Origin of the sequence: Embleya sp. NPDC050154 (genome assembly GCF_044460165.1) — a bacterium.
Classification (GTDB): Bacteria; Actinomycetota; Actinomycetes; order Streptomycetales; family Streptomycetaceae; genus Embleya.
Map to the genome: position 1 here is coordinate 574,501 of NZ_JBITJP010000001.1, position 22,892 is coordinate 597,392.

Sequence of the window (22,892 nt, forward strand, 5' to 3'; positions counted from 1 at the left end):
AACCCGAGCCACGCGCGCGAGGGGTCGGCTGCGCCGTCACCGGGTGCGGGTCGTCGGGTTTTCCGGGCTCGCCGGGATCGCGATTGCGAATGGAACCGGGCTTGAACGGATAGCAGTACGCGCATGGTTCTTCACACGCGTTCCGTGCAGGTCGCAGCGTCCACCGACCGGGTGTACATGCTCTTGTCCGACACGGACAAGCTCCCCGAATACTTCCCTCCGGTCACCGCTGTCCGGGCCACGTCGGGTCGCGCGGTGGTGGTGACCGCCGGTGAGGCGGCGCACTCCGTCGCGGCCGAGGTCGACTTGGATCGGGACGGTCCCGGTACGCGGATCGAATGGGCCGTGCGGGGTACGCCGTACACCGGCATCGTGATCGTTCAGGACGGTCCGAGCGACGTGGACAGCATCGTCACCGTGGTGGTCGACGACGGTGAGGACCCGCTCGATCTCGGTGCGGTCGAGCGCGAGCGCATCCACGACGCGAGCCAGTTCGGTGGGAAGCAGGGGCGGGAGGCGCTGCCTGTGGACTCCTTCACCCGACACCGCCGGACCGGCACGGACGCCGACTTGGCCGTCGGCGACATCGTCGAACGCGGCCTCGACCACCTCCGCGCCTATGTGGAAACCGGCCGGCGGCAGGGCTGATCCGAACCGCGCACACCCCGACCGATCCGGCGTACGCCGGCGTCGCCGGTCGGGGTGCGCTTGTGTTCGGGAGCGGCGGACGGCCGTATCCGCAGGCTGCCGCACCTCGCTCGCGTGTCGGGCCTGGGGCGCGTGGACTCGGGGCGGGCGTCGGCCCGGGCGGGGATTGGGGTGGGTCTTGACGGACTCTTGACACCCTTTCGTGACGGGCCTAATTTTCTCTCATACTGAAATATTTTCACTATGAGAGGTGAACATGGCGGAGACGGCCGATGCCCGATGGGCCAACCGCTCCAGCCTGCTCGCGGTGCTGCTGGCCGGTGGGCAGCACAGCCGCGCGGGGCTCACCCAGCAGACCGGGCTCAGTGCGGCCACCGTTTCGCGAGTGGTCGAGGGGCTGCTCGACGAGGGTCTGGTCCGCGAGGGCGCCGTCCTCCAGACCGGGCGGCGCGGCCGGCAGGGCGTGGTGATCGAGGTGGCCGCCGAGCGCGGGGTCGCGGTCGGCGTCGACCTCGGTGGCACCACCTGCCGCTTCCTGGCCACCGACCTGCTCGGGCGCTCGCCGCGCTGTCACGAGGAGCCCACGCCCCGGCACCTGGCCGCCGACGACCTCGCGGATTGGCTCGCCGAGCGGGTCCGGGCGCTGTACGCCGACTCGGCCGCGCCCGACGTGCTGCGCGCCGGCGTGATCGGCCTGCCCGGTGCGGTCGCCGCCGACGGGTTGGGCGTGCGTGGCGCGACCAACCTCGCGCAGATCGAGGGCGACCTGTTCACCCGTCGGGTGCGCCGCGCGCTGGAGGGCACCGTCACCTTCGGCAACGACGCCGACCTGGCGTTGGAGGGCGAGTTGCGGCACGGCGCCGCGCGTACCGCCGACACCGCCGTGATGTTCACCGTCGGCGCGGGCTTCGGCGCCGGTGTGGCCGTGGATCGGCACATGCGGGGCGGACCGACCGGTCTGGTCGGCGAGTTCGGCTTCCTGCCGGTGGACTCCGACGACCACACCGTGGAGGAACTGGTGGGCGCCGAGGGCCTGATGCGGGCCGCGCGCGACGCCGGCCTCGATGTGGCCAACGCCGCGGACCTGTTCGTCGAGACCTCGCCGGCCGCGCGGGCCGTGGTCGACCGGTTCGAGCGCGCGCTCGGCGTGGCGCTGATCGCGGTGACGATCGCCTACGAACCCGAACTGGTGGTCCTCGGCGGCCGGGTCTCCGCCTCCATCGACGCCGCGATGACCACCCGGCTGCGCGAGCGGGTACGCCGACGACTGCCCGCGTGTCCCGAGCTCGTGCACTCCGAACTGGCGGACCTCGCAGGCGCGTTGGGCGCTTTGTCGCGCGGACTCACCGCTCTGCGGATCCGCTTCGACGTCGCGGCGGACGCGGCGGCGGCGGTCCGGGCCGATCTGGACCTGGCCGCGCTGCTCAAGCCGGCGGCGCGCTGACGGGAGCGCCGCGCCCTCCATCCGGCGGCGCGAGCCCGCGAGATGCGCCACTCGGGCTTCCCTGCCCGCATCCGTGGACGGCCCAACCTTCAGCCCGGCGACCCGGTCACCGACCCGAACAGCCGCAAATCCGAGCCACGTTCCTCGCACAGAGCAGCCGGCACAGCGCAAGGCCGGAGCCGGAGCCGAAGCCGGAATCCAGAGCCCAAGCCAAGGCCAAGGCCAAGGCCAAGGCCAACGCCAACGCCAACGCCAAAGGCAAAGCACCCCCAGGGGCCCGTCCCACCCCACCGAACCGCCTGGAGTACCACCCATGTCCACCCCACAGCCGTCGAAGGGCGGGTCCCTCCGCCGGAACACGTTGTCCGTGTTCGGCGCCGTCGCCATGTGTATGGCCTTCATGGGCCCCGCCACCAGCGTCGCCTTCAATACGCCGCCCGCCGCGGCGGGAGCCGGGTACGCGCTGCCGCTCGCCATCGTGCTGGCCATGGTGGCCAGCCTCCTGGTCGCCAACACGATCGCCGCGTTCGCTCGCAAGCTGCCGGCGGCAGGCTTCGCGTACACCTACAACAGCCACGGCTTCGGCAAGTCCGGCGGCTTCCTCTCCGGATGGCTGCTGCTGCTCACCTACGGCATGGTCGGGCCGATGTTGTTCGCCGCGCTCGGCGGCTACAGCCACGACTTCCTGGACAGCCAGTTCGACGTGCGGGTGCCGTGGCAGGTGATGTCGTTGGCGTTCGCCGCCGTGGTGTGGGGGGTCAACTCGCTCGGTGTGTCCAGTTCGGCCAAGACCGCGTTGATCTTCCTGGTCCTCGAGGTCGGCGTACTGCTCGGCCTGGCGGGGGTGATCCTCGGCGACGGCGGTGACTCGGGTCTGTCGGTGGCGCCGTTCGATCCGGGCAACTCGATCGACGGGTTCAGCGGCCTGGGTACCGGCATGTTGTGGGGCATCCTGATGTTCATCGGCTTCGAGTCGGTGGCCACCCTCGGTGAGGAGGCGCGCGGCGCCAAGCGCAGCATCCCGCTCGCGCTGTTCACCGCGGTCGCGGTGATCGGCACCTTCTACGTGCTGATGGCGTACTCCACCTCGATCGGCTTCGGCTCCGCGCACGGTTCACAACTGGCCGAGGACGCCGCCCCGTTGACCACCCTGGTGGACCGCTACTGGGGCGTCACCTGGATCCTCGCGTTGACCGTGATCGTCAGCCAGTTCGCCAACGTGGTCTCCGGCTCGAACGCGGCCGTGCGAGTGCTGTTCTCGATGGGCCGCGAGGGTGTACTCCCGCGTTTCCTCGGCCGAACCAACGAACGCCACGTGCCGCAATCGGCGATCACCGCCTATCTGGGCTTCTCGCTCGTCTTCGCGCTGGCGCTGGGCAGCGGTTTCGGCGGCGATCTGGGTCCGCTGGGCGTGTACGGGTTCGCCGGCACCGTCCTCGGGCTCGGGATGGTGATCATCTACATCCTGATGAGCATCGCGGTGATCCGCTTCTACCTGCGCGAACACCGCGCGGAGTTCTCCGCGTTGCGGCACGGCGTCCTGCCGGGCGCGACCGTGCTGCTCATGCTGCTGCCGATATACGGCCAACTGTGGCCGGTGCCCGACCACCCGAACAACCTCGTGCCGTACGTGATCATCGGCTGGATGCTGCTCGGCACCGCGTATCTGGTCTGGGCGCACCGTTCGCGTCCGCAGGTGCTGGCCGCGATGGGTCGCGTCTTCGAAGACGACTCGGACACGGAGACGACGGACGCGGACACGGGGGAGGGGGCGATACCCGTGCCGGCGAGTGCGACCCGACCCGTCCGCACCTGATCCCTCCGACCGATCCCCGACAATCCCCCCTTCCCACCTCTCCCTTCACCCCACGCCACCCCACCCCCGCCCGTTCCAAGGAGAGCCCGCGATGTTCCTCGATCGACTGCTCGCCCACAACCGTCCCTTGATCGAGGCCGCCGTGACGGCGCATCAGGAGGGCCGTCTGCTCGCCAACACATACGTGGCGGATCTGGACACGATCGCGCGCAACGCGGCCGTGATCGCCGAGGCCGCGCGCTCGCGCGGGCTGTCCACGTACGTGATGGCCAAGCAGTACGGGCGCAACCCCGACGTCACGCGGACCGCGATCGACGCGGGGCTCGGACCGGTGGTCGCGGTGGACACCGCCTGTATGTCGGCCGCGGTCCGGCACGGCCTGCCGGTCGGGCACGTCGGACACCTGGTGCAACCGCAGCGCGGCAGCGAGGACTTCGTGGTCGGCGCCGACCCCGAGGTGGTCACCGTGTTCTCGGTGGAGACGGCGCGGCGGATCGGGGCGGCCGCGGTACGGCGCGGCGGCGCGCCGGTGTCGGTGCTGCTGCGTGTGCACGGCGACGGCGACCGGTTCTACTTCGGCCACGGCGGCGGCTTCCCGGCCGCCGACGTGGTGGCCGCGGCGCGCGAGGTCGACGCGGTGGAGGGTGTCGCGGTGCACGGCGTGACGACGTTCCCGTGCCTGCTCGCCGATCCGGACCAGCGGCGGATCGTGGCCACGCCCAACCTGGCCACGGTGGTCGCGGCGGCGGAGCGGCTGCGGGCCGCCGGGTTCGACATCCGTCAGGTGAACGCGCCCGGGACCACCTCCGCCCGGTCGCTGACGATCGCCGCCGACGCGGGTGCCACGCATGTCGAGCCGGGCAACGCGATCCACGGGACGACGCCGTTGCATGTGTTCTCGGACGAGGCGCCGGAGCGGCCGGCGATCGTGTACGTGACCGAGGTGTCGCACGTGGACGGGGACGACGCGTACGCGTTCGCCGCCGGGCACTACGTGGACAAGGTCCTGGGCGAGTTTCGACTCACCGCGCTGGTGGGTCGGGACGCGGCGGGCGCGATCGAGCGGGTGGCGCGGGTGGATACCGCGCCGGACGGGGCGATCCACTACTACACCGTGCTGCGGGACGCGCGGCGGCTGGGCATTCGGCCGGGCGACACGGTGGTGATGTGCTTCCGGCCCCAGGCGTTCGTGACCCGCGGGCGGACGCGGTCGGTGGCCGGGCTGCACGGCGCCGATCCGGGCGCGGTGGTGTGGGGGGAGCGGTACGACGCGGAGGCGCGGGTGGTGGGGGATCCGTCGTGACCGAGCCGATTCCGCCGGCCGGCGCCTCGGCCACCACCTCCATTGCCCGACCCGAGGATTGTGACGACGTGTTCGACTCCGCTGACCTGGTCGACCCGCCGCTGCCGCGCGACTCCCTCGGGATAGTCGCGCTCGACATCGGCGGGACGAAGACGGCGATGGCCGCCATTGACGCGGCCGGTACGGTGCTCGCGGGCTGTCGGGTGGCCACCCGCGAGCCGGGCGAGGACATGGCGCACGCGCTGGATCGGCTGTTGCGGCTGGCTCGTGAGCAGGCCGCCGCGGTGACCCGGGACGGCCGCCGCGAGATCGTCGCGGTGGGCTTGGTGTGTCCCGGCACGGTGACCTCGGCCGGGGTGGAGCTGTCGCCGAATCTGCCCGGGATCGAGAACGTGGACGTACTGGGTCTGGCGCGCGCCGCGTTCGGGACGGTGCCGGTCGTGGTGGCCAACGACGTCAAGGCGGCGGGACTGGCCGAGGTGCGCTCGGGCGCGCTGGTCGGGGCCGATCCCGGGTTGTTCGTCAATCTGGGTACGGGTGTGGCCGCCGCGCTCACCGTCGGCGGCCGGATCGTGGGCGGCGCTCGCGGCGTGGCCGGTGAGATCGGCTACTCGCTGGTGCCGGGCAGGCCGGACGAGCCGGACCTGGAATCCCTGATCGGCGGCGGCCCCCTCGTCGCCCGCACGCAGGCCCTGTACGCCCTCGCCGGCAACGGGCCGCCGCCCGACGCGGCGGCGATCCTCACCTCCGCCGACCCCCGGCTGCGGGCCGTTGCCGAACACGCCCTCGACGTGCTGGCCGGCCACGTCCTCAACCTCCACCTCGCCCTCGATCCGACCCGGATCGCGCTGGGCGGCGGGCTGATGGCGGTGTCCGACCGGATCCTGGACGTCCTGCGCGGCTTCCTCGCCAAGCACTCCCCGGGCACGCCCGATCCGGGCGAGGCGATGGTCGCGGCCCGCTACATCCACGACGGCGCGTTGCGCGGAGCCGCCGCTCTCGCGTGGGACGTGGTTCGCGGCGAACGCCCGCGATGGGCGCTGACGACCCGATGAGGCGGATCGGAGGCGGCGGGCGTTCGGGGAGGCACCGAGACACGGCCGAACGGCGGCGTGGCTCGAAACGGCGGTGGTCGTGGGGGAATCACGTGAGTCGCCCGGATCACGTCGATCACGTCGATCACGTGGATCACGTGAAGGACGTGGCCGGCGTGGTCCGCGTGGCGCAGGTGGCCCGCGCGACCGACACGGAACGTACGACCCGCGCGACGTGCGCGACCCGGAGGACTCGCGCGATCGGCACCACTCGCGTGACGCACGAGAGCGCACGATTCGCGGGATGTGCAAGACCCGCACGACTCGCGTTCCGCACAAGTCCGCACGGCCCGGAACAGCGTGGTGAAGAAAGTCGTGACCCGAAGTCGAACGATGGGATGAACATGACGAACATCGCTCCCTCCACCCTTCCCGCCCCCGGTTCGGTGATGGCCGCCGAGATGGCCGAACAGCCCGACGTGCTGCGCCGGTTGGTCGCGCGGCTGCCGGAAGTCGGCGCGGCGATTCGGGCTGCGCTCCCGACGCCGCCGCACGGGGCCGTGCTGGTCGCGCGCGGATCCTCGGACAACGCCGCGGTGTTCGGCCGCTACCTGTACGAGATGGCGTCCGGACGTCCCGCCGGCCTCGCCGCGCCGAGCCTGGTCACCCGTTACGACGCGCGCACCGACTACACCGGCTATCTGGTCACCGCGTTGAGCCAGTCCGGTCGTACGCCGGAGATCGTCACCGCCGTCCGGGCCGCGCGCGAACGGGGTGCCCGGGTGGTGGCGGTCACCAACGAGGCGGACAGCGTGCTCGCGGCCGAGGCGCACGTGCTCGTCGCGACCGACGCGGGCACCGAGGTCGCGGTCCCGGCCACGAAGACGGTCACCGCCCAGTTCCTGGCCATGATCGGCATCGCCCTCGCGCTCGGCCCGTTGCCGTCGACGGTCGCGGACCTCGCCGATCTGGGCCACCTCCCGGAGGCGGTGGACCGGGTCCTGGCCGGCGCCGCCGAGTGCGAGGTGCTTGCCGCGGACTGGGCGCACCACGACCGCCTGGTGGTGGCCGGCCGCGGCCTCGGCGGCGCGGTGGCGCTGGAGGGCGCGCTCAAGATCCGGGAGACGTCGGGGGTGTTCGCCGAGGGCATCTCGGTCGCCGACCTGCTGCACGGGCCGATCGCGGCGCTCGGCGACCGGGTGCCGGTCCTGCTGGTCGACCTCGGCGGTCCGACCGCCCCGGACATCGCCGCCCTGCGCGCGCGCCTGGTGGCCGACGGCATACCGTACGCGATGGTTTCGCCCGAACTCGCCGACCTGCACTCCGAATCGGCCCGCGCCATCGCCACCACGGCGCACCTGCAATGCCTCGCCCGGACCTTCGCCCTCCACCGCGGCGCCAACCCCGACGCCCCGGTCGGCCTGGCAAAGGTCACACCGACGACCTGATCCCCCGAACCCACCGACGGCCCGCCGCGCACCCGGCTCGTATCGACGCATCGACGGGACTGTGCGGCGGTGCTGCCGGGTGGCGGTGACGATCGTCGGTGTCCGCCGGCAACCGCTCCCAGGCTCTCGCCCGCTCATCGGCGACCCGGACCGCGACCAGGAGGTGTCCCAGGGCGGCCAGTTCCTTTGCCGCGGTACGTGCCGCGGACTCGGAGGGGAGGTTGAGAACGTGCTCCGTGGCCCGATGCGGCTCGGCCGCGGCGTGCGTTGTCGAGGTCATGGGTTCGGAGTGTAGGCAGCAGCGCTACGCAGGTCGCCGACCTGTGCGCGGGCGACCATCGCACGGCTCGCGCGTCGGTCGTCATCCCGAACTCCCGCGCTTCGGCCGGAATTGCGGAGCTTTCCCGCACGGTGGCGTCCTCTACGGCGTCTCGGCTCGTACTGTGGGAGGTATGCGAGTTCTTCTCACGTCCGACACGCACGTGCCCCAACGCGCCAAGGCCGTTCCCGAGCGGTTGCTCGCCGAGATGGCGGCCGTCGACGTCGTGATCCATGCGGGTGATTGGGTCGACGGGGACGCGCTGGACCTGTTCGAGGCGCACTCGCGTCGCGTGATCGGCGTCTACGGCAACAACGACGGGCCGGATCTGCGCAGCCGCTTGCCGGAGGTGGCACGGGTCGAACTGGGCGGCGTACGGTTCGCCGTCGTGCACGAGACGGGTCCGGCGGAGGGTCGGGAACGGCGGTGCGCGGCGCGCTATCCCGACGTGGACGTACTCGTGTTCGGGCACAGCCACATTCCGTGGGACACGGTCACCGACACCGGACTGCGCCTGCTCAACCCCGGCTCGCCCACCGACCGACGCCGGCAGCCGCACCACACCTATATGACGCTGACCGCCGACGCGGGCAGGATCAGCGACGTGGTGCTGCACGACCTGGACTGAGCCCGGGCGCATCGCAGGACCGGTCGAGGCGACTCGCCCGCCGGTACGGCGGCACCGCTCGGGTCCGCACGTGCACTCGATCCGCGGTCCTGTCGCGGCCACGGGTCCCTCTCAGTCGTTCCCCAATTCCCGGGCCCAGGTGTTCGACCAGGCCAGGAGGGGGTCCAGGGCTTCGACGAGGTCGGTGCCCAGAGGGGTCAGTCCGTATTGGCCGGCTTCGTCCCGGATGGCGATTCGGGCGTCGACCAGGTCGCGGAGGCGGTTGTCGAGCACGCTGGAGGACATGTCGTCGCAGCGGCGTTGCAGGGCCCGGAAGCCCGCCGGTTCCCGGCTCAGTTCCCAGATCACCCGCAGGATCCAGCGCCGGCCGAGCAGGTCGAGCGCGGCCATCGAAGCCCGCCCGGTGGTCGAGCCCCGGACCGGGGCGCCCGGCCGGGGAACACCCTGTTCGTCGTCGGTATCGCCGCCCATGTGCGCACCCCTGCTCCTTGTGCTTCGCTTTCGAAAGCAGCATAGTGCTTTCGAAAGCGAAGCACCGAGTGGCCATCGTCATCCGAGTGGCCGTCCGAGTGGAGGAGTGCGCCCATGTCGCGGATCACCCCGCTGTCGCCGCCCTATCCCGCCGAGACCGAGGCGGCGTTGTCCCGTTGGATGGGGCCCGCCCGCGAGCGCCAGCCGCTCGCGCTGTTCCGGGTGCTGGAGCACCATCCCGAACTGGCCTCGCGCATGCGCGTGCTCGGCTCCGGGTTGTTGGTACACGGCACGCTGCCCGCCGCCGAGCGCGAGACGCTGGTGCAGCGGGTGTGCGCGCGGGCCGGTTGCGCGTACGAATGGGGCGTGCACGCCGAGGTGTTCGGCGAGCGGGTCGGCCTGACCGCCCGTCAGCTTCGGGCCACGGTGCACGACGACGCCGGCGCCTGGACCGAGCGGCAGGCGATCCTGGTGCGCGTGGTCGACGAACTGCACGACGGTGCGGACCTCACCGACTCGACCTGGGCCGCCCTGCGCGCGCTGTTCGAGGAGCCGCAGATCGTGGAGGTCCTGGTTCTGGCGGGGTGGTACCGCACGATCGCCTACGTGGCCAACGCGCTTCGCCTGCCGGCCGAGGAATGGGCGAGGCCCTATCCGGAGGTGTGACGGCTCGACGCTTCGCGGCGATCACCCGTGATGCCCCCCGCCGCCCCGATCCCATCGAGGAAGTCGACGATCGCGGTCTGCCACTCCGCCGGGCGTTCGGCGAACGGCAGGTGGCCCGTGTCGAGTTCGACCACGCGCGCGTCGCGCAGGCCGGCCGCGACATCCCGATGGTGGTTCGGCTCGACCAGTCGGTCACCCGTCGTCGACACGACCAGGGCCGGTACCTCGATGGCGGTCAGGTCGGCGCGTACGTCCAACCGTTCGACCAGCTCGGTGTGCTCGGGCGTGCCGGGCGGCGGGGTCTGCGAGGTCATCCGCAGGACGGCGGCCAACTCCTCCGGGGAGAGCGCGGCCAGCGCGGCCGGGCCGAGCGCGAGCGGGGTCAGGTACGCGGCCAACGTCGCGCGGTCGCCGGATTCGTACAACCCGCGCCAGACCCGCGCGGCCAGGCGCAGGCGGTGATCGGCGTGCGCGAAGGGCGCGGTGAGCACCAGTGCGGTGACCCGCTCGGGATGGCGCGTCGCGGCGCGTATGGCCACCGCGCTGCCGAGCGAGTAGCCGGAGACCGCGAAGGTGTCCAGGCCCTCGGCCACTCCGGCGGCGACCAACTGGTCGGCGAGGTGGTCCAGTTCGAGGGGTGCGTCGGCGCGCGGGGTCTCGCCGGCGCCGGGGAGGTCGACGCCGACCACGGTGTGGGCCGCGGCCAGGCCGGTCAGGATCGGTCCGTAGTTGGCGGCGATGCCGCCGCCCGCGCCGTGCGCGATCAGCAGGCCGGGGCCCGAGCCCAGGACGGTACGGGCGTAGGTGGGTGTGGGCAGGGCGAGGGTGGGCGTGGACATGCGGGCTCCCCGGCTGGACGTCGATTATGTAGCGGTCGCTACGAATCTGACCGTAACAGAGATCCTCCGGTTTCATAGTGAGCGCTATACAATGGCCGCATGTCCTCTACCAGTGCCCCGGGCCGTCCGCGCGGCTTCGACCGCGAAGCCGCGCTGGACCGCGCGGTGCTCGAGTTCTGGCAACACGGCTACGAGGCGACCTCGGTGGCCGGGCTGACCGCCGCGATGGGCATCAAGCCGCCCAGCCTGTACGCCGCCTTCGGCGACAAGCGCCGACTGTTCAGCGAGGCCATCCAGCGTTACGGGGTCACCTACGGCGCGGTCGCCGGTGACGTGATCGCCGCCGAGCCGGACGCGCGCCTCGCCATGGAACGCCTGCTGTTCGCGCTGGCCGACGCGTATACCGAGCCCGGCCATCCGCCGGGGTGCATGGTGATCACCGCGGCCGTCAACTGCACGTCGGCGGCCGAGGAGGTCAAGGCCGAACTGCGCGGGCTGCGTGAGGCGGCCAAGGCGGGGATGCGTGCCAAGATCAGCACCGACATCACGGCCGGCCGACTGCCCGCCGACACCGACGCCGACGCCCTCGCCACCTACTACGCGGCCGTGATCCAGGGCATGTCCACCCAGGCCGTGGACGGCGTCACCCGGGAGACCCTGGAACACGTCGCCACCCTCGCGATGCGTTGCTGGCCGACCTGACCCGGCCGTCGGCCGCCTGCTTCCGGCGTGCTCGCGGCACGGAACGGAGCGGGATGGGAGGGGACTTGACGGCGGGTGCTCCGGAATGGGGCGCGCAGCGCGTCGTGTCGGGCGACGACGCCGTCGAACGCGGCGTGCGCCTCAGCGCTCAGCGCCGGTCGCCCCACTCGTTGCCGAAGTCCGGTACGCCGGCGGACAGCAGGTGCTCGGCAGCGCCTACGAGGGCCTCGGCCGTCTCGGTGGAGCGGGGGAACATGCTCTTCTCGTAGACGCGGATGGCGTCGTCGACCGTGCCGGCGTTCGCGACGTCGCCGACGCGGCCGACGTGTCCACAACAACGGTGTTCAAGCACTTCAGCGGCAAGGAGGCGCTGGTCTTCGACCGGGCCGAGGACCGGGAATCACAACTGATCGCCGCGGTGCGGCAGCGAGCCGTCGGGCGGAACGTCGTCGACGCCCTGCGGCAGCACTTCCTCGACACCTGGCTGCCGCTCGCGGCGGATCCGCGACTTGCCGATTTCGCCGGCCTGGTGGACTCCACGCCGGTGCTCCGCGCGTATGGCGAACGCATGTGGACCCGGCACACCGACGCCCTCGGCGCGGCCATCGCCGACGAGATCGGCGTGGACCACGACGACGTCGCATGCGTGGCGCTTGCCCGCTTCGTGCTGGAGATCCCGGCACTCACGCGCGCCCGACAGGATCGCCGTGCCGCCGTCGAGGCGATCTTCGACATTCTTGCGCGCGGCTGGGAACCGCCGGCGGGAGAGCAGGCCCCACCCGGCGGTGCCTAGTGCCGCCCCGGGCACCGGGCCCTGCCCAGGGCACCCGCAGGCGCGTTCGTCCGCTTCGGCGCCCGGTCGATCAGGAGCCGGCCGGCCCGACCGCTCCGGTGCCGTTGCGGCGCTCCTGCTCGGCCAGGTGTTCCCGGGCGACCGGCCAGGCGATCGGCAGGTCCTCGACCGGGACTTCCCAGAAGGTGAAGGTCGACGTGCGCATGGTCGGCCGCAGCGTGCCCATGATGCCGCGGTGCGGCTCGGTCCGGACGAAGGTGTCCAGCGCCTCGCGGCTCTCCCAGGCGGACAGTGTGAAGAAGACCCGCTTGAGCGGCTGGGCGATCAGCGAGGCCCCGACGGCTCCCGGCGCGGACTTCACCTGGCGCCAGGCGGACAGCGACTTCAGGAAGAACTTCGGTACGTCCTTGGCCGAGCGGACCTCGAAGCGCGAGGCCATTACGAGCGCCCGGGTCCCGGGGGTGGCCGGATTCGGGGTGGTCCAGGGGAGCGTGGGCACCGTCGGGCTCGCTTTCGACACGGTGGGACGTGAGAAGTGGATCATGGTGACGGCGGACAGCATCGAGAGCGTACGCGGTTGTCCGGGCCTGCGGTGCCGAAAACCCGCCAACGTTTCGAAGACACCGGCCCGGCCCGGTACCCGGCGGACCGTTACGTCGAACGCGCCGCCGCCAGCAGGGTTTCCGCCGCCTGGGTGCGGGCGTACAGCACCACCCGGCCGGCGCGGTGGGCGGCGACCAGGCCGGCCGCGCGCAGCGCGGACAGGTGTTGCGATACGCCGCCCGGGGTCAGGCCGGTACGTCGGGCCAGGTCCGTGGTCGAGGCCGGCGTGACGAGCTCGGCCACGAGCGTGGCGCGGGAGCGGCCCAGGACGCCGGCGAGCGCGTCGGGCGTGACCGGCCGGGCGGGCGTGGACCACAACGTGCCGATGCCGCGCGGCGGATAGCGCAGCGTGGGCTGCCACCGTCCGTCCAGTACCGAGAACACCCTCGGCCAGACGAACGCCGACGGCACCAGCAGCAGCCCCCGCCCGTCCAGCGTGCGCCGACCGCACGCGAAGCGGTTCCGCACCTGGAGCGTGCCCGCGTCCCAGGTGACCTGTGGATCCAGGTCGTTGAACAGGCTGCGCGCGCCACCCTCGACCAGCCGCCTCGCCCGGAACAGGATGTCCCCCTCCAGGAAGGTCAGGATCCGCGGCCAGTACGGCGCGAGCGCCAACTCCCAGTACGCCTGGATGGTCTCGGCCAACCGCGCCAACTCGCGCTCGGGGTCGGCCCTCAGCGCGGCGATCCGCTCCGGCACGACGTCCGAGGTGGTGCGCAGCAAATCGAGCGGCGTGGCGCGCAGCGTGGCGAGCTCGACCTCCAGCGAGGTCAGCGGCGTGGTCGGCGGCGGGCACAGGAAGCCCGCGAGGGCCCGGGTCGGTACCGGGATCAGATCGGTGAGCGGCGTCAGGTCCACCTTCGCGGCGGCCAGGCGCCCGCGGACCTGATCCGTCCAGGCGCGGTGGATGCCCTGTTCGTCGGCACCCTTGAGCATCCGCACGCTCGCGATCACCTCCCACAGCGGGGAGACGACGAAGCGGGTGCGGGCCACGTCCTCCGGAGTGAACTCGATCTCGATCATTAAGCCCAGGCTAAATCATTGGGTGCGCTCGGTGGGGCGCGCCAAGCTGCCGCAATGAGCCAACCGCACTCCCCCTGGCGCATCGCCGACTTCCGCACACTGTTCACCGCGGCGGCGCTCAGCGAACTGGGCACCAACATGGGCTATGTCGCCATCCCGCTGATCGCCGTCGCGGCCCTGGACGCGAGCCCCGGCCAGGTGGGTGCGCTCGCCGCGCTCGGCACCGTCGCCTTCCTGCTGATCGGCCTGCCCGTGGGCGCGTGGGTGGACCGGATGCGCCGCCGCCGGGTGATGATGTTCGCCGACCTGATCCGCGCCGCGCTGATCGCCTCGATACCGGTGGCCTGGTGGCTGGACGCGTTGACGCTGCCCCAGTTGTACGCGGTGGTCCTGCTCAACGGCTGCGCCACGGTGTTCTTCGACGTCGGATCGCAAAGCTTCCTGCCGCACCTGGTCGGCCGCGAGGCGTTGGTATCGGCCAACGCCGCCATGGTCAGCCTGATGGCGACCGCCAACATCGCCGGCCGCAGCGCGGGCGGCTTCCTGATCCAACTGGTCGCGGCACCGGCCGCGTTGGTGTGCACCGCCGTCGGCTATCTCGCCTCCGGCCTGGGCCTGACCCGAATCCGCGCGGACGGCGCACCGACCACGACGGGCGGCCCCGAACGCCGACTGCGCACCGAGATCGCCGATGGATTGCGGCATGTGGGTCACACACCGGAACTGCGTGCCCTCGCCGCCACCGCCGCGCTCACCAACTTCGGCTCGCAACTGGTCAACGTGCTGCTGCCGGTGGTGTTCGTTCGGGAACTGGGGCTGCCCGCGGGTGCCTTGGGCCTGTACCTGGCGCTCGGCGGCCTGGGCATCCTGGTCGGCGCGCGCTGCGCCCGGCCGATCTCGGGCCGGCTCGGGTTCGGCCGCACGCTGGGCCTGGCTGGACTGTGCCTGGCCCCCGCCGGGCTGCTGATCCCGCTGCTCGATCGCGGCCCGTGGCTCGTGGTCGCCGGCCTGGGCTGGTTCCTGGCCACCGCCAAAATGGGCATGGACAACGTCCTCGGGGTCAGCCTGCGCCAGCGCCTGACCCCCGACGCGATGCTCGGCCGGATGAACGCGACCTTCCGCTGCCTGCTCACCGGCGCGTCCGCGATCGGCGCGGTGGCGGCGGCACTGATCGGCCAGTTCGCCGGCGTCCACGCCGCGATCTGGGTCGGCGGCGCCTGCCTGTCGGTGGGCTTCCTCCCGGTCTTCTGCTCCCCGATCCGCTCCCTCCGATCGCTCCCGGACGGCCCGACCCGGATGGTGGCCGCCGGCACCCGGGTGCTCGATCCGCAGAACTAGGGCGTGGCTTCCATGCCCCGCCCGTCCGTCGGCACCGCTGCCGACAAACGGGCGTCTCGTGGACTCCTACGCGACCTCGTTCAGCTTGCCGGTGGCCACGTCGAAGACGAAGCCTCGGATCCGGTCCTTGTGCACGTTGAACGGGTCGGCCTTGATCCGGCCGATCGACTGGCGCACCACGCCGCCCGCGTTGCGGATGACGTGTGTGTCGCCCTCGTTCGGGCCGAGGATCGCGTACACGTTCAGCCGCGCGTCCATGCACGCGACCACGGCGACGTGTTTGGCGGGTGGCAGGGGCAGGGGGCCGGTGAAGCTCTCGACGTAGGCGGCGTTGTTGGCCGGCAGTTCATCGGTGACGGACATGCGGGAGTTCTTCGGCTGATGGTGCGAGGGACCCACCCGGCGGGGTTGCCGCGCGAACCGGGCGGGTTCGGACGCGGGACGGCCACGCACACGGGCGACGACACGCGGGCGTGACCTATCGACACGCCTCGTCGAACAGGCGCACGCGCCGAGTCGGCCAGAAGCCCTCGAGCGAAGTCGCCCCGGCTCCGCTGCTGTTGCCCTTGCAATCAGTGAACTCAGGGCCGGGGCGCCGCGCAAGCGGACAAGCGTTCGCACATTCCGCCGCACGTTCCGCCGTAGGTTCCGCCTACGCGCCCGATCGGCCGCGGGTGCCCCACGCGTCCTGGGCGGCGTAGGCCGGTTGCCACAGGTTCAGGTAGGTCGGGCGGAGGGACTCCGGCAACTGGCCGAGAATGGTCGTGGCATGCTCCGTACTCGCGCCGTCGAGCAGCCACGGCAGGTAGCGGCACGTGCCGGAGCCGATCCGCCGGCCGTGCTCGGCCTCGAAGCGGCGCCACTGCTCGGTGGTGGCGACCGCGTCGACCAGCGGCAGCGCCTCGTCCTCCTCATGCGCCAGATGCCCGCGCAACCCGCCGACCAGTCCGTCGAGCAGATCGCCGAGCCGCTGCCGGCCCCGGTCGTGGTCGGCCAGCGCCGCGTCGATGGCATCCAGGAGCGGGTCGAACGTGGCGTGTTCGGCCTCCATCACGGCGATCGTGCCCAGTTCCGCCGGCCGATCGGCCAAAGCCCTGCGGACCACCGGCCACAGCAGCTCGTCCTCGGCACCGAGATGGACCCGCAGGTACCGGCGGAACAGGTCCCAACCGGTGGTCACCCGCAGGATGTGCCACGGGTCCTCGTCCGTGCGGGCGGCGATCCGGGCGATCCGCTCCAGGTCGCGGCGCAGCGCGTCGTGGATCGCGAACACCATCGTCATGTCGTGTCGGAAGACCTTGCCGCGCACGGGATTCCTCGCTTCGTCGAGCGTCGTCGTCGGGGACGACAGGGCCGGTGGAAGGGGAGGCCGGCGGGGAAGTGGTGAAGGGGGGAAGCGGCCTCCCGACGCTTTGACGAATTCCGGCGCCGTCGTGTGACTCGGACGCGCCCGTCCGGCGTTGTCGGAGGCCCGCAGTAGAGTGCGCAAGCCCGTGGATCGAGCCCAACTCGGCGCCTTCGCCGAACTCGTGCGGGCGTCGGGCGCCGAGGCCGGACCCGTGGCCGACGTCGGATGCGGACCCGGTCGGGTCACCGCGCACCTGCGCGACCTGGGCGTGGAGGCGTTCGGAATCGACCTGTCGCCGCAGATGATCGCGGTGGCCCGACGCGAGTACCCGGACCTGCGTTTCGAGGTCGGCACGATGACCGACCTGGACCTCCCGGATGCCGGCCTCGGTGGTCTCGTCGCGTGGTATTCGACCATCCACGTCCCGATCGCGGAACTGCCCGCCGTCTTCGCGGGTTTCCATCGCGTGCTCGCCCCAGGCGGCTATCTTCTGCTCGCCTTCCAGGTCGGGGACGAGCCGCTGAGCATGACCGAGGCGTTCGGTCGATCGGTGAACCTCGACTTCCACCGCCGCCGGCCGGACGTCATCGCCGACCTGGTGACCGACGCGGGTTTGGCCATGCAGGCCCGGACCATCCGCGAACCGATCGCCGGCGAGAGCGTACGACCGTGCCCGCAGGCGTTCCTCCTGGCCCGCAAACCCCCGGCCCCCGGCGCCTCCTGATTCCGCCCGGGACAGCCCCGCCACCGGCGCCGGCATGTGCGGCGAGTTCGCGCTTCGGTACGGGACGCCCGTTGTCGTGTGCCGCGCGTGTCAGCCCTCGGCGGCGGGGCCGGCGAAGTCGGGCACCGGTTCCGGGCGGGAACCGTTGCGCAGCGACCTGGCGCCGGCCACGCCGACCAGGGAGGCGGCGACAGCCGGGCGGACCGGGATCAACGCCGGCTCGCCCCGCTCCATGGTGGCCCGGAAGCCTTGCAGCAGGAGCACGGTGCCCTCGGCGGAGCGTTCGACGCCGTCGTGGCCGAGCGCGAGAGTGGGCGGGACTCGTTCCTCGTCCCGGGTCCGCCTGTCCGCGGTGGTCCATCCCTCGGAGCGCACCCGCACCGACCAGGCCCGCTCGCCCGGCCCGCGGACGGACTCCGCCATGGCTCGGCTGCCGCGTACCGAGACCCAACTCCAGTGGCTGTCCGGCTCGCCCTGGAGGAAGCCGTGCCGGGTGACCGCCAACGCGCCGCCGGACAGCCGCACCACCATCACCACCGCGCTCCTGGGGTCGGCCTCGTCCGCGACGAACGCCGAGACCTCGACCGGCCATTCGCCGGTGAGCGCGAGCACGGGAGACAGCGTGTGCGTGCAGTACGCGGTCGGCGCGATCCGGCCGCGCCAATGCGCGGGGTCGCCGATCAGCGCGTCCACCGTCTCGGGCGCCATGCCGTGCAGGTAGTCGGCCTCGATCAAGGAGATCCGACCCACCTCGCCGGCCTCGACCACCCGACGCAGCAGGCGAACGTGCGGATGCAGCACATAGTTCTCGGCGAACGAGTAGGTCGCGTCGGAGCGTTCGACCGCGTCGACGAGCCGGCGTCCCTCGTTCTCGCTCACGCACGCGGCCGACTCGGACAGTACGTGCACGCCCCGCTCCAGGAAGGCCATGGCGAGCGGTGCGTGCGCGTCGAAGTCGTTGGCCAGGATCACGCCGTCCAAGCGCCGGTCGAGCAGGTCCCGCCAGTGATCGGTGAGCACGACGCCCGGGAGCCGTGCCTGCGCCTCCGCTCGGCGTTCGGGGTCGCGATCACACGCCGCCACCACGTCCAGCCCCACCCGGCGAGACCAACTCGCCAGGTGGAGACCCATCCTCAGCCCGACCACTCCCACGCGCACCCGGCCATCGTGCCGGCGGTCCGACGCCCGGGCGACCGGGTTTCCACCGCCGGCGCGGCGGCCCGCACGCGCGCGTCGCGCACCGTGGGTCGAACGCACCGCCTAGGCCACGCGGATGCCCGGCTCCCGACGGTAGGCGCCGGGGGCGATCCCGAACTCTCGCCTGAAGGCCGTCGAGAAGGCGAACTCCGAGGCGTAGCCCACGGATTGGGCCACCGCGCTCAGCGGCTCGTCGGTGTCCCGGAGTAGCGCGGCGCCCGCGTTCATCCGGACCAGGGTGAGATGGCCCAGTGGCGGCCGGCCGACCGACTCGGTGAAGCGCCGGGCGAAGGTGGATCGCGGCAGGTCGGCGAGCGCGCCCAGCCGCTCGACGGTCCAGGGCTGTTCGGGGCTGCGGTGCATCGCGCACAGCACCCGGCCGATCGCCGGGTCGTACACCGCCGGACCCCACCCGGTGCGGGCGCCGTGCTCGCGGGACCACGAGCGCAGGACGCACAACAGGAGGGTGTCGAGCAGCGTGCCGGTGACCGCGTCGACCCCCGGGTCCGGTGCGACGCCGTCGCCGGGCCCGGGCCGCGCCGCCTCGTGGCGCAGCAGTTCCACCACGCCGCGTACGGACGCCTCCTGCTCGGGCCCCGCCGCCAGGCGAATCATCTCCGGCAACTCCACCGGCGGCGCGTGCGCGTCCTTGCCGTCGAGCCGGAACACCCCACTGAGCAGCAACGACGTCGGTTCCCGGACGGCGTGCGCGGTCGGGGTCGCGCCCGGGTCCGCCTCCGGCAGCAGCCGGTACGGCCGGTCGCCGAAGTCCAGCGCCGGCCACGACGCGCGACCTCCCACCGTGGTCCCGCCCGACACGAGGTGATCGCCGGCACCGGTCACCAGGGTCACGTCCCCCGCGCCCAGTGTCAGTCGTGCGCCGCCGGCCGTGGTCAGCACGGCGTCGCCGCGCAACACCACGTGGAACGCCGCCTCCCCGGTCTCGGGGCGGACGTACCGTCCCCAGGAGTCCGGCGCCTGGATGCGCACCCAGCGCGGCCGATGCGTGCGCAGCGAGGCGGTGACCCGACCGAGGAAGTCCATCGCGCCAGGATAATCGGGCGTTTCGCGCCGTCGGCCGGCAGCGGCAGGGTTGACCTCCTGCCACCGGGTGCCCGGCCGGTCGCCCTGCGGGTGCGGCGGTTTGCCGCCGGAGCCGTGACGGCGAGGGAGTCGGGGCACACCTGCGGTCGCGGTGGGGACCGAAGAATCGCCGACGCCCTCGCCGTCCGGGCCGTTCAAGGGTGAGGTCAGCCCAGCGAAGCCGTCAGGGTGATCTCGGCGCCGGGCGAAAGCAGCCGGGAGATGGGGCAGTTCTGCTTGGTGACGTCCGCGATCTTGAGGAACTCCGCCTCGTCGATCCCGGCGGCCACGACGGCGGTCTCCAGGTCGATCCGGGTCACCGTCGGGGCACCGTCGACCTGGACCAGGTGCACCTTGGCGGTGGTGTCCACCGAGGTGGCCGGGAAGCCCGCGTCGCCCAGACCCTTGGCCAGGGCCATCGAGAAGCAGCCCGCGAGCGCGGCACCGATCAGTTCCTCGGGGTTGGTGCCCTCACCCTCCTCGAAGCGGGACTTGAACGAATAGGCCCCCTCCAGGCCGCCCTTGCCGGTGCGAATGGTGCCGGCACCCTCGACGAGGGTGCCCTGCCACTGAGCCGTTGCGCTACGAATAGTCATGGCTTGATGCTAGTACCGTGACCGACGCCGACGGTACGGCACACGCCCCGGACACCCCCTGAGCCGCACCGGGCCCGGGCCACGACGCGCGACGCCGCCCCCGGATCGCCCCGCCACGTCGGCCGGATCCGTTCGTCACCGCATCGACGGATCGCGGCGGGAGATGGTGACCGCCGCGCGCGACCGGTGTTTTCACGCAGCCCCGAGCCCGACTTGGACCCGCCGTCCCCGTCACATCGTCCGCGCTCCGTACGTCATGGAGCCGAGGGCCGGGGCACCGACCCGGACGCGACCGAAGGACTGGGTGGGACCGATGAACGAGCACGACTTTCTCGCGGAACGCTTCGAGACGCACCGCGGTCACCTGCGGGCGGTGGCCTACCGGATGCTCGGCTCGCTGAGCGAGGCGGACGACGCCCTCCAGGAGACCTGGCTCAAGCTCAGCCGCTCCGACCCGGACGAGTTGCACAACCTGGCGGGATGGCTGACCACCGTGGTCGGCCGGGTCTGCCTGGACATGCTGCGCTCGCGACGATCACGCGGGGAGGAACCGCTGGACGCGCGGGTGCACATGCCCGACCCGATCGTCACCGGCGTGTCCGACGCCGACCCCGAGCACGCGGTACTCCTGGCCGACTCGGTCGGCCTGGCCCTGCTGGTGGTCCTGGAAACCCTCGCTCCCGCCGAACGCCTTGCCTTCGTCCTGCACGACCTGTTCGCGGTGCCGTTCGACGAGATCGCGCCGATCGTGGACCGTACGCCGGCCGCGGCCCGGCAACTCGCCAGCCGCGCGCGTCGACGCGTGCAAGGGGCGGCTCCCGCGCCGGACGGCGATCTCGCCGTACAGCGCGAGGTGGTCGACGCTTTCCTGGCCGCCGCCCGCAGCGGTGACTTCGACGCACTGGTCGCCGTGCTCGACCCCGACGTGGTGGCCCGCTCCGACGGCGGCGGCCTGCGTGCCGGCGGGGTGACCCGAGGCGCGGCGCAGGTGGCCGGCGGTGCGCTCACCTTCGCGCGACTGGCCGCCACCGCCCGACCCGCGCTGGTCAACGGCGCGGCCGGCTTCGTGGCCACCGCCGCCGGTCAGCCGATGTCGGTGGTGGCCTTCGCCATCGTCCGGCGCCGGATCGTCACCATCGACATCGTCGCCGACCCCGAACGCCTGAGTCGGCTCGACCTGACCGTGCTCGCGAGCTGACCCCCGGTGACCGAGACCGGGTCCGGCGTCGCCGGACCCGGCCGGCCGCCGGCCCAACTCGCCGCAACGGTGCCGAAGATCGATATCCACCTGCCGGCTGGGTACGTACCGCGACATGAGATTCCTCCACGATCAGGTACCGCCGCACGACCTCACCTACAGCGATGTCTTCCTCGTACCGTCGCGCTCGGGCGTGGGTTCCCGCCTCGACGTGGACCTGACCACCTCCGACGGCACCGGCACCACCATCCCGGTGGTGGTGGCCAACATGACCGCCGTCGCCGGGCGCCGGATGGCCGAGACCATCGCCCGGCGCGGCGGGCTCGCGGTGATCCCGCAGGACATCCCGGTCGACGTGGTCGCCGAGGTGACCTCCTGGGTCAAACGGCGTCACCTCGTCTACGACACCCCGATCACGATGGCCCCCACCGACACCGTCGGCGAGGCGCTGAACCTGCTGCCCAAGCGCGCCCACGGCGCGGTGGTGGTGACCGAGGGCGGGCGCCCGGTCGGCATCGTCGCCGAGGCCGACTGCCTGGGTGTGGACCGTTTCGCGCAACTGGCGCGGGTGATGTCCACCGAACTGCTCACCCTGCCGGACGGCGTCGACCCACGCGAGGCGTTCGACCGGCTGTACGAGGGCCGACACAAACTCGCGCCGATCGTGGACTCCGACGGCCGACTGGTGGCCGTACTGACCCGCACCGGCGCGCTGCGCTCGACCCTGTACACGCCGGCCGTGGACGCGTCCGGGCACCTGCGCCTGGCTGCCGCGATCGGCATCACCAACGACGTCGCGCACAAGGCGAAGGGCCTGATCGAGGCGGGCGTGGACACCCTTGTCCTGGACACCGCGCACGGCCACCAGGAACAGATGATCAAGGCGCTGCGCGCGGTCCGGGCGCTCGACCCGCCCGTACCGGTCGTGGCGGGCAACGTGGTCACCGTGCAGGGCGTGCGCGACCTGATCGAGGCGGGCGCGGACATCGTCAAGGTCGGCGTCGGCCCCGGCGCGATGTGCACGACCCGGATGATGACCGGCGTCGGGCGCCCGCAGTTCTCGGCCGTCGCGGAGTGCGCGGCCGAGGCGACCCGGCTGGGTCGACACGTGTGGGCCGACGGCGGTGTCCGGCATCCGCGCGACGTCGCGCTCGCGCTGGCCGCCGGAGCGTCGAACGTGATGGTCGGCTCGTGGTTCGCGGCCACCTACGAGTCGCCCGGCGACGCGTACCGCGACGGCGAGGGCCGGCTGTACAAGGAGAGCTTCGGCATGGCCTCCGCACGCGCGGTCCGGCTGCGCACGGCCACCGAATCCGCCTTCGACCGGGCCCGCAAGTCGCTGTTCGAGGAGGGCATCTCGTCCTCGCGGATGTACCTGGACCCGAACCGCCCCGGCGTCGAGGACCTGTTGGACTCGATCGGCGCCGGCGTGCGCAGCGCGTGCACCTACACCGGCGCCCGCACCCTGACCGAGTTCCACGAACGCGCAGTGCTGGGCATCCAGAGCTCGGCCGGCTACGCGGAGGGCAAGCCGCTGCCCGAGAGCTGGTGAGCGTCCGGCGGGGGGGGCCCCCCCCGGGCCCCCCCCCCGGCGGGGGGGGGGGGGGGGGCGCGGGGCAACCCCGGGGGGGGGGGGGCCACCCCGGGGGCCAACCGGTGTCGGGGGGGGGA

The 22,892-nt window shown here is 72.4% G+C and carries 22 protein-coding genes and 1 pseudogene; 14 read left to right on the forward strand and 9 right to left on the reverse strand.

Annotated features, from left to right (window positions below; genetic code table 11):
* Window positions 1-123 precede the first annotated feature (123 nt).
* The 7 genes from ACIBSV_RS02660 to ACIBSV_RS02690 all read left to right on the forward strand — a co-directional run bounded on the left by ACIBSV_RS02660 (window position 124) and on the right by ACIBSV_RS02690 (window position 8,640).
* Window positions 124-648: an SRPBCC family protein gene (locus tag ACIBSV_RS02660; RefSeq protein WP_395859073.1), complete on the forward strand. Its 525-nt coding sequence runs from the start codon at window positions 124-126 to the stop codon at window positions 646-648.
* A 256-nt stretch (window positions 649-904) separates the two neighbouring features.
* Window positions 905-2,092 carry an ROK family transcriptional regulator gene (locus ACIBSV_RS02665; RefSeq protein ID WP_395859074.1) on the forward strand — a complete coding sequence of 396 codons (1,188 nt, stop codon included), beginning with the start codon at window positions 905-907 and terminating at the stop codon, window positions 2,090-2,092.
* A gap of 313 nt (window positions 2,093-2,405) precedes the next feature.
* Window positions 2,406-3,908 (forward strand): APC family permease, encoded by a 1,503-nt coding sequence (locus ACIBSV_RS02670; RefSeq protein ID WP_395859075.1) that lies wholly within the window; start codon window positions 2,406-2,408, stop codon window positions 3,906-3,908.
* Window positions 3,909-3,999: 91 nt separating this feature from the next.
* The gene (locus ACIBSV_RS02675; protein WP_395859076.1) at window positions 4,000-5,211 is read left to right on the forward strand and encodes an alanine racemase; all 1,212 of its coding nucleotides are present in this window, start codon (window positions 4,000-4,002) and stop codon (window positions 5,209-5,211) included.
* Window positions 5,208-6,266, forward strand: a complete 1,059-nt coding sequence (locus ACIBSV_RS02680; protein WP_395859077.1) for an ROK family protein — start codon at window positions 5,208-5,210, stop codon at window positions 6,264-6,266. The genes ACIBSV_RS02675 and ACIBSV_RS02680 overlap by 4 nt, the downstream gene beginning before the upstream one ends.
* 383 nt (window positions 6,267-6,649) lie before the next feature.
* Window positions 6,650-7,693: an SIS domain-containing protein gene (locus ACIBSV_RS02685; RefSeq protein ID WP_395859078.1), complete on the forward strand. Its 1,044-nt coding sequence runs from the start codon at window positions 6,650-6,652 to the stop codon at window positions 7,691-7,693.
* Between the two features lie 452 nt (window positions 7,694-8,145).
* Window positions 8,146-8,640 (forward strand): metallophosphoesterase family protein, encoded by a 495-nt coding sequence (locus ACIBSV_RS02690; protein WP_395859079.1) that lies wholly within the window; start codon window positions 8,146-8,148, stop codon window positions 8,638-8,640.
* Between the two features lie 111 nt (window positions 8,641-8,751).
* On the opposite strand, the gene ACIBSV_RS02695 is transcribed toward ACIBSV_RS02690, so the two are convergent.
* Window positions 8,752-9,111 (reverse strand): winged helix-turn-helix transcriptional regulator, encoded by a 360-nt coding sequence (locus ACIBSV_RS02695; protein WP_395859080.1) that lies wholly within the window; start codon window positions 9,109-9,111, stop codon window positions 8,752-8,754.
* Between the two features lie 114 nt (window positions 9,112-9,225).
* Between ACIBSV_RS02695 and ACIBSV_RS02700 the strand changes: the two genes are divergently transcribed.
* Window positions 9,226-9,777, forward strand: a complete 552-nt coding sequence (locus ACIBSV_RS02700) for a carboxymuconolactone decarboxylase family protein (protein ID WP_395859081.1) — start codon at window positions 9,226-9,228, stop codon at window positions 9,775-9,777.
* On the opposite strand, the gene ACIBSV_RS02705 is transcribed toward ACIBSV_RS02700, so the two are convergent.
* The gene (locus tag ACIBSV_RS02705) at window positions 9,762-10,616 is read right to left on the reverse strand and encodes an alpha/beta fold hydrolase (RefSeq protein ID WP_395859082.1); all 855 of its coding nucleotides are present in this window, start codon (window positions 10,614-10,616) and stop codon (window positions 9,762-9,764) included. The genes ACIBSV_RS02700 and ACIBSV_RS02705 overlap by 16 nt on opposite strands.
* Before the next feature lie 99 nt (window positions 10,617-10,715).
* Between ACIBSV_RS02705 and ACIBSV_RS02710 the strand changes: the two genes are divergently transcribed.
* Together ACIBSV_RS02710 and ACIBSV_RS02715 are read left to right on the forward strand one after the other, a co-directional pair.
* The gene (locus ACIBSV_RS02710; protein ID WP_395859083.1) at window positions 10,716-11,318 is read left to right on the forward strand and encodes a TetR/AcrR family transcriptional regulator; all 603 of its coding nucleotides are present in this window, start codon (window positions 10,716-10,718) and stop codon (window positions 11,316-11,318) included.
* 286 nt (window positions 11,319-11,604) lie between these two features.
* A pseudogene (locus tag ACIBSV_RS02715) lies at window positions 11,605-12,111 on the forward strand (TetR/AcrR family transcriptional regulator); the annotation flags it as partial.
* 70 nt (window positions 12,112-12,181) lie between these two features.
* Here the strand turns inward: ACIBSV_RS02715 and ACIBSV_RS02720 are convergent.
* Together ACIBSV_RS02720 and ACIBSV_RS02725 are read right to left on the reverse strand one after the other, a co-directional pair.
* Complete coding sequence (locus ACIBSV_RS02720) at window positions 12,182-12,610, reverse strand: DUF3291 domain-containing protein (protein WP_395859324.1); 429 nt, start codon at window positions 12,608-12,610, stop codon at window positions 12,182-12,184.
* A gap of 152 nt (window positions 12,611-12,762) precedes the next feature.
* A complete protein-coding gene (locus tag ACIBSV_RS02725) occupies window positions 12,763-13,737 on the reverse strand; it encodes a DUF5937 family protein (RefSeq protein ID WP_395859084.1) in 975 nt (324 codons plus the stop codon).
* Between the two features lie 54 nt (window positions 13,738-13,791).
* Between ACIBSV_RS02725 and ACIBSV_RS02730 the strand changes: the two genes are divergently transcribed.
* A complete protein-coding gene (locus ACIBSV_RS02730; RefSeq protein ID WP_395859085.1) occupies window positions 13,792-15,075 on the forward strand; it encodes an MFS transporter in 1,284 nt (427 codons plus the stop codon).
* A gap of 66 nt (window positions 15,076-15,141) precedes the next feature.
* Here ACIBSV_RS02730 and ACIBSV_RS02735 read toward each other — a convergent pair whose 3' ends face one another.
* Window positions 15,142-15,438 (reverse strand): hypothetical protein, encoded by a 297-nt coding sequence (locus ACIBSV_RS02735; RefSeq protein WP_395859086.1) that lies wholly within the window; start codon window positions 15,436-15,438, stop codon window positions 15,142-15,144.
* A 289-nt stretch (window positions 15,439-15,727) separates the two neighbouring features.
* On the reverse strand, window positions 15,728-16,384 hold the full coding sequence (locus ACIBSV_RS02740; RefSeq protein ID WP_395859087.1) for a hemerythrin domain-containing protein: 657 nt from the start codon (window positions 16,382-16,384) through the stop codon (window positions 15,728-15,730).
* A gap of 184 nt (window positions 16,385-16,568) precedes the next feature.
* On the opposite strand from ACIBSV_RS02740, the gene ACIBSV_RS02745 reads away from it, so the two are divergent.
* Window positions 16,569-17,147, forward strand: a complete 579-nt coding sequence (locus tag ACIBSV_RS02745; protein WP_395859088.1) for a class I SAM-dependent methyltransferase — start codon at window positions 16,569-16,571, stop codon at window positions 17,145-17,147.
* 90 nt (window positions 17,148-17,237) lie between these two features.
* On the opposite strand, the gene ACIBSV_RS02750 is transcribed toward ACIBSV_RS02745, so the two are convergent.
* The 3 genes from ACIBSV_RS02750 to ACIBSV_RS02760 form a co-directional block, all read right to left on the reverse strand.
* Window positions 17,238-18,305 carry a Gfo/Idh/MocA family protein gene (locus tag ACIBSV_RS02750; protein WP_395859089.1) on the reverse strand — a complete coding sequence of 356 codons (1,068 nt, stop codon included), beginning with the start codon at window positions 18,303-18,305 and terminating at the stop codon, window positions 17,238-17,240.
* A gap of 102 nt (window positions 18,306-18,407) precedes the next feature.
* The gene (locus ACIBSV_RS02755) at window positions 18,408-19,388 is read right to left on the reverse strand and encodes an AraC family transcriptional regulator (protein WP_395859090.1); all 981 of its coding nucleotides are present in this window, start codon (window positions 19,386-19,388) and stop codon (window positions 18,408-18,410) included.
* A gap of 206 nt (window positions 19,389-19,594) precedes the next feature.
* Window positions 19,595-20,023 (reverse strand): OsmC family peroxiredoxin, encoded by a 429-nt coding sequence (locus ACIBSV_RS02760; RefSeq protein ID WP_395859091.1) that lies wholly within the window; start codon window positions 20,021-20,023, stop codon window positions 19,595-19,597.
* 313 nt (window positions 20,024-20,336) lie between these two features.
* Here ACIBSV_RS02760 and ACIBSV_RS02765 point away from each other — a divergent pair, with 313 nt between their 5' ends.
* Window positions 20,337-21,221 carry a sigma-70 family RNA polymerase sigma factor gene (locus ACIBSV_RS02765; protein WP_395859092.1) on the forward strand — a complete coding sequence of 295 codons (885 nt, stop codon included), beginning with the start codon at window positions 20,337-20,339 and terminating at the stop codon, window positions 21,219-21,221.
* A gap of 115 nt (window positions 21,222-21,336) precedes the next feature.
* Window positions 21,337-22,773, forward strand: coding sequence for a GuaB1 family IMP dehydrogenase-related protein (locus ACIBSV_RS02770; protein WP_395859093.1), 1,437 nt, complete (start codon window positions 21,337-21,339; stop codon window positions 22,771-22,773).
* Window positions 22,774-22,892 lie beyond the last annotated feature (119 nt).

Bases quoted from the DNA above. Each gene is read 5' to 3' on its own strand.
- ACIBSV_RS02660 (WP_395859073.1), top strand. From the start codon at position 124: ATGGTTCTTCACACGCGTTCCGTGCAGGTCGCAGCGTCCACCGACCGG.
- ACIBSV_RS02665 (WP_395859074.1), top strand. From the start codon at position 905: ATGGCGGAGACGGCCGATGCCCGATGGGCCAACCGCTCCAGCCTGCTC.
- ACIBSV_RS02670 (WP_395859075.1), top strand. From the start codon at position 2,406: ATGTCCACCCCACAGCCGTCGAAGGGCGGGTCCCTCCGCCGGAACACG.
- ACIBSV_RS02675 (WP_395859076.1), top strand. From the start codon at position 4,000: ATGTTCCTCGATCGACTGCTCGCCCACAACCGTCCCTTGATCGAGGCC.
- ACIBSV_RS02685 (WP_395859078.1), top strand. From the start codon at position 6,650: ATGACGAACATCGCTCCCTCCACCCTTCCCGCCCCCGGTTCGGTGATG.
- ACIBSV_RS02690 (WP_395859079.1), top strand. From the start codon at position 8,146: ATGCGAGTTCTTCTCACGTCCGACACGCACGTGCCCCAACGCGCCAAG.
- ACIBSV_RS02695 (WP_395859080.1), bottom strand. From the start codon at position 9,111: ATGGGCGGCGATACCGACGACGAACAGGGTGTTCCCCGGCCGGGCGCC.
- ACIBSV_RS02700 (WP_395859081.1), top strand. From the start codon at position 9,226: ATGTCGCGGATCACCCCGCTGTCGCCGCCCTATCCCGCCGAGACCGAG.
- ACIBSV_RS02705 (WP_395859082.1), bottom strand. From the start codon at position 10,616: ATGTCCACGCCCACCCTCGCCCTGCCCACACCCACCTACGCCCGTACC.
- ACIBSV_RS02710 (WP_395859083.1), top strand. From the start codon at position 10,716: ATGTCCTCTACCAGTGCCCCGGGCCGTCCGCGCGGCTTCGACCGCGAA.
- ACIBSV_RS02725 (WP_395859084.1), bottom strand. From the start codon at position 13,737: ATGATCGAGATCGAGTTCACTCCGGAGGACGTGGCCCGCACCCGCTTC.
- ACIBSV_RS02730 (WP_395859085.1), top strand. From the start codon at position 13,792: ATGAGCCAACCGCACTCCCCCTGGCGCATCGCCGACTTCCGCACACTG.
- ACIBSV_RS02735 (WP_395859086.1), bottom strand. From the start codon at position 15,438: ATGTCCGTCACCGATGAACTGCCGGCCAACAACGCCGCCTACGTCGAG.
- ACIBSV_RS02755 (WP_395859090.1), bottom strand. From the start codon at position 19,388: ATGGACTTCCTCGGTCGGGTCACCGCCTCGCTGCGCACGCATCGGCCG.
- ACIBSV_RS02760 (WP_395859091.1), bottom strand. From the start codon at position 20,023: ATGACTATTCGTAGCGCAACGGCTCAGTGGCAGGGCACCCTCGTCGAG.
- ACIBSV_RS02765 (WP_395859092.1), top strand. From the start codon at position 20,337: ATGAACGAGCACGACTTTCTCGCGGAACGCTTCGAGACGCACCGCGGT.
- ACIBSV_RS02770 (WP_395859093.1), top strand. From the start codon at position 21,337: ATGAGATTCCTCCACGATCAGGTACCGCCGCACGACCTCACCTACAGC.